Genomic DNA, 12,818 nt, shown 5'->3' with positions numbered 1-12,818 from the left:
ATAATGTTATAATTGAACGTAACTTAATTAAATGTTAAAGGGTGTATTGTGTTGATCGTAGGATTGGATAAGTATAAAAACGAATGGAATATAAAAAGTAGTAATGAAATTAAACCAGGATTAGATGCAATTAAACATGCATTAAACTTATTAGATAATCCACAGGATAAACTTTCTGTTGTCCATATTGCAGGGACGAATGGAAAGGGCTCTACATTAACGTTTATTGAACAAATCGCAATGCACCATGGATTAAATGTGGGCAAATTTATGTCGCCATGTATTGTTGATGTACATGACCAGATTCAATCAAATGGTGAATCAATTACAGAGCAAGAATTCAATCAAATCTTTGAACGAATGCAACGTGCTGGATTAAGTGGGAAACTAACAGATTTCGAACTTTTAACATGCGCGGCATTTCTTTATTTCGTCAATAAAAAAGTCGATTTAGTTTTACTTGAAACAGGGATGGGAGGGCGAGAAGATTGTACAAATGTTGTCACTCCAATCGTCTCTGTAATAACAAGTATTTCGTTGGAACATACCAAATTTTTAGGATCTGACATTTCAAGTATTGCAAAGCATAAAGCTGGAATTATAAAACATGAAAAGCCTGTTGTAGTGGGGGTATTACCTGAGGATGCTATGAATGTTATTGAAGACGAAGCCTCTGAAAAAAATTCGCCCTTGTATGTTCTGGGTAGACAAATTTATGTGATACCTTCTACTAATGGAGACCGCTATTTAAATGAAATTCTAGGAATTGATATTTCTCATTTAAACAGAACTCTTCCAGGTGATCATCAAGGTGAAAACATGGCTTTGGCAATAACCGCGTTTTTAGAAGTGGCAAAACATTTTTCAGTAAAAGTAGACGCTGAAAAAATTAAGGAAGGTGTGCACAATTCTAAACTGCAAGGTAGATTTGAGGAAGTGCTGCAAAATGTTTATTTTGATGGAGCACATAATCCTGCAAGTTCACAAATGCTAGTGAGCACTATTAAACAACAATTTCCCAATGAATATATCCGTTTCATCATTGGCATGTTAGCGGATAAGGACGTTAAAAATGTGCTTGCTATTCTGGAGACGGTAAGTGATGAATTTTATTTTGTTGATTTTTCAAATTCACGCGCAATGAATGCTGAGCAGATGTTGAAACTTTCTAATGCAACAAAGAAAAACGTGTTGAAAGATAGGGAAGGTTTCATTAAAAGTTGCACAAAATTACCAGGGAAAACAATTGTCACGGGATCACTTTATTTATTAACGGATTTAAGAAAAGAGATTTTAAACGTTGAATGATTGAAAACAAAAAAATATGCAAATAGTGATAAGTAATAATGTTGGAATTTATCGTTTAATAGTACTATTTGCGAATTATTTTTTAAGCGAGGCGACATTAGTTTCGCTTTTTTTCGTTCTATTTTTGATACGGTTAATATGAGGTGAAGCGAATGAAATTTCCAAATGTTATAGGAAAAAGAGATCTAATGCATGCGGCGATAATTGGATCAGTTGCAGGCTTAGCAGGTGTTCTATTTTTCATATTATTACTAAGTTCAATGGATCCTAATGAACAACAACAGCAACAGGCAACGAATCAAGTTGAGGAAGAAGAAGTAATACCAGTTCAATCATCTGAAGAACCAAAAGTAGACAAAATGGCAGTGGAATTTTTCGCAAACCAACATGGTGTATTCTCAAGTCATAAATCAGCTTTGGATTTTATCGCTGGTTACGCCTCATTAAATACGAGCGCAATCGTTGAAATAGATGGGAACTTTTACGTTTGGTCTTCTGTTACACCTGTAAAAGAGGAACTTGTAATTTCAGACAATCCGACATCTTTTGCTAAATCTTTTACTTTTTCCGGTTCAGCTTGTTCTAACCCCGCGTTACAATCTTTACCAACACATTTGCAAAGTAATAATCCGTCAAAATTTTATTTTGAAGATACGAAAGAACCTGACAGTATTCCATCTGATTGGGATTCCATAACTTCAGCATTATCAAGCATTTCAGGTGATTTAAGTGTTGTGAGATTACACCTAATTACACATTATTTTAATGAAAACGACTGTATGAAAATTAAATTATAATAGGTCGTTTTTGGGGTAAAAAGAGGATTTAGGGAATTCCTCGAAATTTTTCAAAATGCACTTCCTAAGCTATTATATAGTTAGGAGGAATGGAAATGAATTTTACTACTGATGAACAAATTATTTTAGCTTCAGCATCACCAAGAAGGAAAGAACTATTTGAAAAACTAGGAATTCCTTTTGAGGTTATAACAAGTGATGTTATTGAGACAACGGTAACTGCTAATACGATGTTAGATTATGTTCGGGATGTAGCTTTGTTAAAAACTCGTGACGTGGCAAAAAAAGTAGTGGGGAAAACAATTATTGGGGCTGATACGATAGTTGTTTTTGAAGACATACTACTACATAAACCTAAAACACGTGAAGAAGCTATAACTCACTTACAAAAGTTATCTAACAACCATCACCAGGTAATGACAGGTGTTGCAATCATTCAGCAGGATAGTACAGAATTTACTTTTGTAGAAGTTACAGAAGTGTACTTTAAAAATCTGTCGCAAAAATTAATTGAAGCCTATGTTGATACTGGTGACCCTTTTGATAAAGCAGGAGGTTATGGAATTCAAACTGACGGTGTTTTATTTGTCGACCATATTAATGGTGATTATAACAATGTCGTAGGACTCCCTTTAGCTAGTCTATTCGAAAAATTAGTTGAACTAGATATTATTAAAATATAAGGGAAGTGGTAGGGATGACGATTCCATTTCCAGAGTTGATGATTCGTGATGTCCATGTAGACGATCGACCGAGGGAAAGGTTAATCAATCAAGGTGCTCAAAGTTTATCTAATCAAGAACTAATCGCGATTTTATTACGTACTGGTACAAAGCAAGAGTCAGTGTTAACTCTTGCTAATCGCGTTTTAAATTATTTTGAAAAATTACATGGGTTAAAACACGCTACTTTAGAAGAGATAGTCTCGATTAAAGGGATTGGTGAAGCAAAGGCTGTACAACTTCTTGCAGCCATTGAACTCGGAAGAAGATTAGCCCAAAAACAAGTAGATTCGCGCTTTACCATCCGATCTCCACAAGATGCTGCTACGTTCCTAATGCCTGAAATGTCCTCGCTTCAACAAGAACATTTTGTAGTTCTTTTCTTAAATGTTAAAAATCAAGTATTGCACAAACAAACAATATTTATCGGAAGCTTAAATTCAAGTATCGTCCATCCACGCGAAATATTCCGTGAAGCCGTTAAACGATCAGCAGCATCAATTATATGTGCACATAATCACCGTGCGACACGTTCGTAACTGAAAAGGTTGCGCACGCTGTCCGAACGTCTAAATGACAAGTAAGAGAGTCGTGAACTCTTCACTCAATAGGTGGAATGAGAGGGTAACGCCTCAAAACGCCTACTCTAATACTCCGACATGCGTTATTCAAAGGTGTAATTGAATAAGGTGTGAAGCTCGGTGAAGTCGGCTGAACGTTACCGTAGTGCTAATATAGTAACCGAAAGGCACCTAGAGGTAGGGGCTGTAACGGATAGGTCGGGAGTCGTAAAAAACCTAATATGGTGAGAATGTGGTAAAACACTGACGAACTAGCGAATGAACTATCTGTGAGTGGCGAGTATTCAGAAATGAATAGACTTGTTGAAAGAGACAAGTGCGTTCCGTGGGCGAGTAAGTATGGTGGTTTCGAAAGCTCCATGCACCGTTACAGGCGGTGGAGAGGACGCCAGGTAAGAGCTAGCACCTAAGTTAGGACATTGATAGAGTGAAGGGAACGTGGAAAGCTACCAACATGGAGCGGACACACGCGATGAAGTGGTAGAAAGGAAAGGTATCTAACTATAACTTTCTTTTATGGTAGTGAGAGTAGAGGCAGGAGCGTTGAAGTTTCTGTAATGGAAATGGAGCAATAGCCTCAAGTCGTTCACTTAATGTATTTCAACTCAAACCTTCAGGGATTCTCGTATGACTAAAAAGGTCACGAGCCAAGATTGGAGCGTGATACACCATGAGCGAAAACTTCAAGAAGATTCCTAGAATGAAAAACACAAGGCTACGACATGCCGAGTATTATGGTATGACGGAAACTTTTGATGAATTATATGCCAAAAGTAAAGAAAACCAACCATTTAAAAATCTGATGCACATCATCACATCAGATGACAATATTCTGCTCGCTTACCGTAATATTAAACGAAATAATGGTAGTGCAACAGCGGGCGTTGATGGTGTAACCATTAATGATATAGAAAAATTAAGTACGGCGGACTTTATCATAACTGTTAAGAAACGCTTTCAACATTATCATCCACGCCAAGTGAAACGGGTAGAAATCCCAAAGCCAAATGGAAAAATGAGACCGCTAGGTATTCCATCAATGTGGGACCGTATCGCCCAACACTGTATATTACAAGTACTTGAGCCGATTTGTGAAGCGAAGTTTTATAAATATAGCTTCGGATTTCGACCAACAAAGTCTGCTGAAAATGCGATATCATTAGCAGCCGGTCGTATTAATAATAATCGAATGCAGTACGTTGTAGACATTGATATTAAAGGATTCTTTGATGAAGTGAGACATACAAAACTCATGCGTCAGATTTGGACGATGGGTATCCAAGATAAGCAGTTACTCGTTATATTGAGGAAAATGCTAAAGGCACCCGTTGTTCTACCGAATGGTGACATAACATATCCGACAAAAGGAACTCCACAAGGAGGCATTCTTTCCCCACTACTTGCCAATATCAATCTTAATGAGTTCGATTGGTGGATTGCGAATCAATGGGAGAGTAAGAAATGTCGCTCAATTAATGATTATTATGTGAAGAGTACGGGTTTATATAGCCATCAATATCGTTACCGACAATTAAGAAAAACATCAGCGCTAAAAGAAATGTATATTGTTCGTTACGCAGACGATTTTAAAATTTTCACCACGTCACGTGCGAATGCCAATAAGATTTTCATTGCGAGTAAAATGTGGTTAGAAGAACGACTGGGACTTCCTATCTCAGAAGAAAAATCACAGATTACGAACTTGAAAAAGAAAAGCAGTGAATTTTTAGGGTTTGATTTAAAAATGGAGCGAAAAGGCTATGACCGAGTTGGAAATAAGAAGTTTGTCTGTCAATCACACATTACAGAAAAAGCACGAAAGCGTATTAAAGAACAGTTGAAAAATCAAATAAAGGTGATTCAACGAGCACCGAATGGACAAGAACTAATGAAGCAACTTCAAGTCTACAACAGTATGGTTATTGGGATTCATAATTATTACCAAATCGCGACACAAGTAAATGCGAGTTTGATGCCAATTCAATATCAATTAACAATAGTAGAACGACACCGCTTCAAACATCTGTCCTTAAAGAAACGCTCACCAGCTCATCGGATAAATGATAAAGGAATTCGACCGTATCTAAAATCAGAAATGACAAGGTATATCAACGGTTACCCCATTATTCCAATTGGTTTTATCAAAACAAGAAATGCACTTATGCCCAAAAATGGCGTCTGTAAATTTACATCAGAAGGACGTGCACTAATTCATCGAGACCAAAACAGTGTCTTAGAATGGAAGCTACAATGGCTACGGGAGCATCCGATAAATAGCGAGCGTGCAACTATTGAATTAAATGACAACCGTATTTCCTTGTTTGTCGCACAAAACGGCAAATGTGCTGTCATGGGCGATGAATTAATTTTAACAGAGATGGATTGTCACCATAAAACGCTATGGCGTGAAACGAAGGATGACCGTTATGTGAACTTGGTTTTAATATCAAGAGATGTACATAGATTGATTCATGCGACAAAGGAAGAAACCATTCTAAAATATGTAGACAAGATAAAACCAAATTCGGAACAACAAACAAAAATTAATCAGTTAAGAAAGATGGTTGGCAACGAGGCTATTTAAAATTGGGAAATTGAAATAATCGTGGTTTGAGCTAAACGAAATAACAAAATGAACGATGGAACGCCGTGTGCGATGAAAGTTGCATGCACGGTGTGGAGCAGGGGAAAAGGTGGAGATGACATCAAAACCTTACCTATTGCTATCAAGCGGAGTGCGCCTGTAATGTATATAAATTCAGCGTTTTCAAAAGAAAACTAGAACTTCTCACAATGTTCTATGGTCAACGTCTTACCTTGCAAGGAAACTTTTAAAGGGAACATAGCATGACGTGAAAAGGAGAATAGACAATGTAGCTATCAACATTGAATCAGTTCTTCAGACCAAGTGATGTATGGTAAAAGCTATACTGCCTGAATCCTAGACAGATGAGTGTTGGGTGTGCCATTGCCTACGATAGCTAACAGGTAATGAGGATAAAATGGGTGACAATTAAAGTCTATTGGAATTTTCCGCTTTCCTATCCATAGTGAGATTTATCCTTCAATCCTCTGGTAGAGGAAAATGTCGAAAGGGATACCTAACCATCACGAAACTGAATTTATATGTAATGCAGGGATTGCCTAAGTGTGAGTGCCTTATTGGCTATAATATAAAGGTATTTGAAAATCACATATGGCAACGGAGTCTTCATAGTACTCAACGTTTGCTTGTAATGAGTTTAGCAAGGGGAAGGAAGACAGGTTGTTTCTTAAACGTTTAGGCTGGAAGGAGTCATGAACATGGCATCAAATCCATTTCAACAGTTAGACGTTTACTGGAATATTTCTCGTAAAAATAAAAAGTTAAAAGATTGTTATCGTCTACTTTATCACAAAGAATTGTGGAACAAAGCATATACTAACCTTTATCCAAACACTAATATTGATGAAAAAATTATCGAAAATATCATTGAAAGATTACGACATGGTACATACCGCTTCTTCCCAATTCGACAAACAAGTCAAATAAATTTTCAAGATAGATTAATGTTTGAGGTTTTGAATATGATGCTTCAAAAAATATATGAACCAATCTTCAGCGAGCATTCACATTGTTCAATAAAAAATCGCAATTACCATACGGCATTACTTGATATTAAAGATAGTTGGAGAGGGATTACTTGGTGTATTCATGGTGAAATTGGGGGACATTGTAGTCTGATTCATTTTCCAATATTATTGAACTTATTAGGCCAAAAAATAGAAGATCGGCGTTTTTTATTACTTATTCACCATGCCCTTAAATGTGGTGTTCTAGATGGTTGGCAAATGAATGAAACACAAATATGCAACTTTTCAAAATTGCTTCTAAATATTTATCTACATGAATTTGATACGTTTATAGAATACCATTTAAATATAAAACATGTTCGATATGCTAATAATTTTGTAATTGGGGTTGTTGGTACAAAGGAAAGTGCTCGAAAGATACAATTTTTAATTCGTGAATTTCTAATGGATAAGTTACATCTTAGTGAAGAAAAGACTCTAATCACTCACATTGAAAAGGAAATACCATTTTTAGGATATGAATTTACTTTAAACAAACAAAGGAAACAATCTATTATGATAAAAATACCTGCTAAAAGGATACAAACCTTTGCATCAAAAAATGGTTATGGGAATTTACAAAATTTCACGGTGGAGCCCAGAAGAAAACTAACAAATCTTTCTGATACCGAAATTTTGTTAACTTATAATAAAGAGCTAGAAAAAATCGCAAATTATTATAAACTAGCAGATAACTTTCACATATTAAACAAATTATTTTATTTAGCAGAACGCAGTTTTCTTAAAACTATTGCCTTTAAAAGAAGAAGTACTTCTAAAAAGGTTGCAATGAGGATGAGACGATATCAACAAGGGCGTTTATGTTTAGTTCAGCACAAGCAAGGTAATCAAATAGTACATACATTCCTTAAACTTAAAGATTTAAAAAAGTAGTGGTGATTCACAAATACGAAATCATGCTGTTAGAAATGGACCCAAAGCAAACATTTTACGAGAAGTAATTCCAGAATAAACAACTGGCGAGCCGTATACATTGAAAAGTGTACGTACGGTTCTGAGTGGGGAATTTTGAAACCGGTTATGGTAACATAACACGGCGCATCATTTCTACACTACAATGCTACACCAAGCCCAGAGGACATTGATGTAACAAAACGTTTACAAGAAGCGGGATATATCATAGGCATTGAATTGATTGATCATGTCATAATTGGTGATCATCAATTTATCAGCTTAAAAGAAAAAGGATATATGTAATTGTTAGAACTTGAATTTTTTCAAATTAGGATTCGTAAATTTGAATATTTTTACGTATACTTATAATGTTGAAGTAATAGTTAGAAGGAAAATGGACGCCTCAAGAACTTTGAGACGTCCATTTTTGATGGAATCTTTCTTACTTTTTTATTAAGACGGATTTTCCCTTCAAATTTGGGTAAATTAAAGTAAAAATAAAGTAACAAATCGATGTTAAAAACATTACTAATATTTCCTTAAAAGGAGTAAAATTAAGATTTGAAAATTAATTTTATTACTGTATTATTTCATCGAACCATTTCTTTTAAATTTCGTCATTTGAATGGTGAAGTTGTTACACGATTGTAAAAACTTACATATTTATTTTATTTGTTTCAAAGCCACAATCGAAATACAATGAAAAATGTCGATTAAAATTGATTGTCAATAGACAAATGTGGTAGAACAGTACATGTGATACTATAATTTTTCGAGCTTTTCAGCTATAATAAATTTTATGATTTTAGGCATTGGAATGAGAATGGTCTAAAAAGAGAAAGGGAGTACAAAATTGTTTGGATTAGGAAATAAAGATGTCGGGATTGATCTTGGCACAGCAAATACACTTGTATTTATTAAAGGAAAAGGTATCGTTTTACGTGAGCCTTCTGTTGTCGCAAAAAATACTAAAACTGGAGACATCGTTGCTGTTGGTAATGATGCGAAAAATATGATTGGACGTACACCAGGGTCGATTGTTGCAATTCGTCCAATGAAAGATGGGGTTATTGCAGATTTTGATATCACAACTGCAATGATTCAATATTATTTAAAACAAGCATTAAAAAATTCAGGTTCAAATTGGAAAAAACCAAATGTAATGATTTGTGTTCCTTATGGCATTACTTCAGTTGAGCAACGAGCAGTAATCGATGCATCAAGACAAGCTGGAGCTAAAGAAGCGTTTACCATTGAAGAACCGTTCGCAGCAGCGATTGGAGCTGATTTGCCAGTATGGGATCCAACGGGTTCTATGGTTGTAGACATCGGTGGAGGAACGACTGAGGTTGCCGTAATTTCTTTAGGCGGTATCGTTACTAGTGAATCAGTTCGCATTGGTGGCGACGCAATGGATCAATCAATTATTAGTTATATTAGAAAAACATATAACTTAACAATTGGTGAACGTACAGCTGAGAAAATAAAGATTGAAATTGGTACAGCTCGAGTAGATGACAGTAATGAAAAAATGGAAATCCGTGGACGTGACCTTTTAACAGGACTACCAAAAACAATCGAAATTTCATCAGAAGAAATTTCTGAATCATTACGTGAAGCAATTTCTGCAATTACTGATGGAGTTAAGAAAACGTTAGAGCAAACACCTCCTGAACTTTCTGCAGACGTTATGGAACGAGGGATTGTATTAACAGGTGGTGGAGCACTTTTACGTAATCTTGATAAAGTAATCAGTGATGAAACGAACATGCCTGTATTTATCGCAGAAAATCCACTAGACTGTGTTGCAATCGGAACAGGTAAAGCTTTAGAACATATTGATTTAGTTCGTTCACAGCAAATGAAAAAATAGGGGGGATAGCAATGCCACAGTTTTTTTCAAACAAGAAATTAATACTGCTCCTAGTTGGTATAATTTTCCTTGTGGCATTGATTAGCTTCTCATTACGTGATCGACAAAATGCTAATCTTCCCGAACAATTTATTAAAGACACAGTTGGCTTTGCACAATCTATTGTTGCTAAGCCAGCTAATTACATAACTGGTATTTTTAATGATATTAATTCTTTATTAAATACGTACGAAGAAAATAAACGTTTAAAAATGCGTTTGGAAGATTTTGCCGTGCTTCAAGCAGAAGTTAATACATTGCAATCAGAAAATGAATCTTTAAAAGAGCTAGTGAAAAAAGAAAGTAGTTTAAAAGATTTTAATCCACTTAAGGCAACGGTGATTGCGAGAAATCCGGATCAATGGGAAGAAAAAATCATCCTCAACAGAGGATCTTCTCATGGTGTAAAATTAAACATGGCTGTAATGACAGCTAAAGGATTAATTGGGAAAATTAGTCTTGTTACTCCATTTACTTCTGAAGTTGAATTATTACAAACAAACAATCCAAATTTCCGAGTATCTGCCATTGTTCATGGAAAGAAAAAGGATATTTTTGGTTTGTTAGAAGGATATGACACTGAACGTAATGAATTAATATTAAAACGTATTGATTCTAGCTTAGATGTAAATGAGGGTGAACAAGTTGTAACCTCTGGACTAGGAGGGATATTCCCTAAAGGGATTTTAATTGGAGAAGTAACAGAAGTAACAACAGATGATTTTGGTTTAACAAAAATGGCTTATATCAAACCTGCAGCAGATTTTTCAATGCTGGAGGATGTTATTATTGCTAAAAGAAATATTAATGAAGTAGACGGATCTGATGGAAATGGAACGAATGCAGACTTAACAAATGATGTTGACGAGTCTACAGGTGAAGGGGAAGAATAAAATATGATTCGCTTTTTAATTCCTTTTGTAGCCGTAGTTTTATTTTTATTAGAGCCTGAATTTGCACTGTTTTCTCCTATACAGTGGGGGGACGATATTCTATATTTAGTACCCCGCTTTCTTATCTTATATTTAATTTTTATATCGATTTACTATAGTCGCAAACGTGCATGTTTGTACGGTTTGTTTTTTGGACTCTTGTATGATGTCTTTTACATTGATATTATTGGATTATATTCCTTTTTATATCCACTTGTTTGCTTCGTTGCTGGATCTGCGATTAAATTTATTCATCAACATCTAAGCGTAACAACTATATTGTCTTTATTTTTAGTGGCACTTATGGAATTAGTACTATACTATTTTTTCTCTTTTATTAATCTAACAACGATACCTTTAACAAGTTTTTTAAGTAATCGTTTACTTCCAACAATTATTGCAAATTTATTGTTTTTAAGTATGCTTGGGTGGGCTTTTAAGTATTTAATTAATGCGCGAGTAATTCAGCATGCCCGAGATGCTTCTTAATTTGATGGCGTGAGGTGTCGCTTTTTATGAAAAAACAGCTTGTCCATATTAAAGGGACAAAAGAAGGGTTAGTACTTCGGCTTGATGATCAGTGCGCCTACGCAGATTTAGTAGAGGAACTTAGTCATAAAGTTTCAGAAGGTAGTATTGATGGGATAGTAGATGTACAACTCCATTTAGGGAATCGTTACCTCTCTAATGAACAGCAAGTTGAACTAATTAATATTGTAGAAAACTCTGGTAGTATGCAAGTTGCAAAATTGCATAGTGATGTAATACCAATAATAGAGAGTAATGAAAAACTAATAACGGAACAGTACGATACATATGTCGGAATTGTTCGTTCAGGCCAAGTATTGAAATCAGCCGGCGATATCATAGTTATTGGTGATGTTAATCCGAATGGTCAAGTTGAGGCAGTCGGAAATATTTATGTGTTAGGAAATTTAAGAGGTATAGTACACGCTGGAATTGAAGGAAATCGTGATGCGATTGTTGCTGCATCACAATTTAAACCTACCCACGTTTTAATTGCTGACTCTATTGAAATTATGTCAAATGAAAGTCCTGTTGTGCAAAACAGCTCAGAACAATTGTTTGCATACCTTAATAGAGACGGCATAATTTCGTATGAACGTTTACAAGAAGTAAGAAAAATACGTCCATTTTTTAATAAGGTAAAAGGAGGAAGCTGATGTGGGTGAAGCAATCGTAATAACTTCAGGTAAAGGCGGGGTAGGTAAAACAACAACAACTGCCAATCTGGGAACTGCATTGGCTCTTCAAGGGAAGAAAGTATGTTTAGTTGATACTGATATCGGCTTACGAAACTTAGACTTAGTTTTAGGATTAGATAATCGTATAATCTATGATTTAGTTGATGTTATTAATGGCCGCTGTAAAGTACATCAAGCGCTCGTTCGTGATAAACGAGTAGATGAGAAACTATTTTTATTACCGGCTGCTCAAACAACAGATAAAAATGCTGTTACGCCTGAGCAAATGAAGAGTTTAATAGATGAATTAAAACGTGAATATGATTATGTATTAATCGATTGTCCTGCAGGGATTGAACAAGGATATAAAAATGCAGTAGCAGGTGCTGATCGTGCCATCGTTGTAACAACTCCAGAAATTTCTGCTGTTCGAGATGCAGACCGAATTATTGGGTTGTTAGAAAAAGAGGCGATCGAACCGCCAAAATTAATCATTAACCGCATTCGAAAAGATTTAATGAAGAATGGGGATACAATGGACATTACAGAAATCACAACTCATTTATCTATTGATTTATTAGGAATAATCATAGATAACGAAGAGGTTATTAGTTCATCCAATAAAGGTGAACCAATTGTAATGGATCCAAACAACAAAGCTTCTTTGGGATATCGCAATATCGCTAGAAGAATTTTAGGTGAATCCGTCCCGCTTATGACTTTAGAAGATCAGCAAAAAGGGATGTTTAAAAAATTAATTTCTATCTTTTCAAAGTAAGAGTGAAAGTTTAATAACAAACAATTTAGGAGGTGTCTCAACGGTTATTGAGGCAT

10 protein-coding genes and 2 pseudogenes are annotated in these 12,818 nt (G+C 35.3%); all 12 read left to right on the top strand.

The genetic code is table 11. The annotated features are described in order from the left end of the window. Positions 1–51 precede the first annotated feature (51 nt). The 12 genes and pseudogenes from NKR20_RS11905 to minD all read left to right on the top strand — a co-directional run bounded on the left by NKR20_RS11905 (position 52) and on the right by minD (position 12,762). Positions 52–1,308 (top strand): bifunctional folylpolyglutamate synthase/dihydrofolate synthase, encoded by a 1,257-nt coding sequence (locus NKR20_RS11905; RefSeq protein WP_253426921.1) that lies wholly within the window; start codon positions 52–54, stop codon positions 1,306–1,308. Positions 1,309–1,460: 152 nt separating this feature from the next. Further along, positions 1,461–2,105 carry a hypothetical protein gene (locus NKR20_RS11900; RefSeq protein ID WP_253426920.1) on the top strand — a complete coding sequence of 215 codons (645 nt, stop codon included), beginning with the start codon at positions 1,461–1,463 and terminating at the stop codon, positions 2,103–2,105. A 95-nt stretch (positions 2,106–2,200) separates the two neighbouring features. Next, on the top strand, positions 2,201–2,788 hold the full coding sequence (locus tag NKR20_RS11895) for a Maf family protein (protein ID WP_121212821.1): 588 nt from the start codon (positions 2,201–2,203) through the stop codon (positions 2,786–2,788). A gap of 38 nt (positions 2,789–2,826) precedes the next feature. Continuing rightward, positions 2,827–3,348: pseudogene (gene radC, locus NKR20_RS11890) on the top strand (RadC family protein); the annotation flags it as partial. A gap of 730 nt (positions 3,349–4,078) precedes the next feature. Next, positions 4,079–5,992, top strand: coding sequence for a group II intron reverse transcriptase/maturase (gene ltrA, locus NKR20_RS11885; RefSeq protein ID WP_253423357.1), 1,914 nt, complete (start codon positions 4,079–4,081; stop codon positions 5,990–5,992). Between the two features lie 719 nt (positions 5,993–6,711). After that, positions 6,712–7,914: a reverse transcriptase/maturase family protein gene (locus tag NKR20_RS11880; RefSeq protein WP_253426919.1), complete on the top strand. Its 1,203-nt coding sequence runs from the start codon at positions 6,712–6,714 to the stop codon at positions 7,912–7,914. Between the two features lie 183 nt (positions 7,915–8,097). Then, positions 8,098–8,238: pseudogene (locus tag NKR20_RS11875) on the top strand (JAB domain-containing protein); the annotation flags it as partial. A gap of 550 nt (positions 8,239–8,788) precedes the next feature. Beyond that, on the top strand, positions 8,789–9,808 hold the full coding sequence (locus tag NKR20_RS11870) for a rod shape-determining protein (RefSeq protein WP_121212824.1): 1,020 nt from the start codon (positions 8,789–8,791) through the stop codon (positions 9,806–9,808). Positions 9,809–9,819: 11 nt separating this feature from the next. Continuing rightward, positions 9,820–10,740 (top strand): rod shape-determining protein MreC, encoded by a 921-nt coding sequence (gene mreC / locus NKR20_RS11865; RefSeq protein ID WP_121212825.1) that lies wholly within the window; start codon positions 9,820–9,822, stop codon positions 10,738–10,740. A gap of 3 nt (positions 10,741–10,743) precedes the next feature. Further along, the gene (gene mreD, locus NKR20_RS11860) at positions 10,744–11,268 is read left to right on the top strand and encodes a rod shape-determining protein MreD (protein WP_253426918.1); all 525 of its coding nucleotides are present in this window, start codon (positions 10,744–10,746) and stop codon (positions 11,266–11,268) included. A 26-nt stretch (positions 11,269–11,294) separates the two neighbouring features. Further along, positions 11,295–11,963 (top strand): septum site-determining protein MinC, encoded by a 669-nt coding sequence (locus tag NKR20_RS11855; RefSeq protein ID WP_121212827.1) that lies wholly within the window; start codon positions 11,295–11,297, stop codon positions 11,961–11,963. A 1-nt stretch (position 11,964) separates the two neighbouring features. Beyond that, entirely contained in the window at positions 11,965–12,762 is a 798-nt protein-coding gene (minD, locus tag NKR20_RS11850) for a septum site-determining protein MinD (RefSeq protein ID WP_121212828.1), read from the top strand. The last annotated feature ends 56 nt before the right edge of the window (positions 12,763–12,818 follow it).

Origin of the sequence: Ureibacillus endophyticus (assembly GCF_024159215.1) — a bacterium.
Taxonomy (GTDB): Bacteria; Bacillota; Bacilli; order Bacillales_A; family Planococcaceae; genus Ureibacillus; species Ureibacillus endophyticus.
This window is presented reverse-complemented; position numbering and strand designations above follow the sequence as displayed.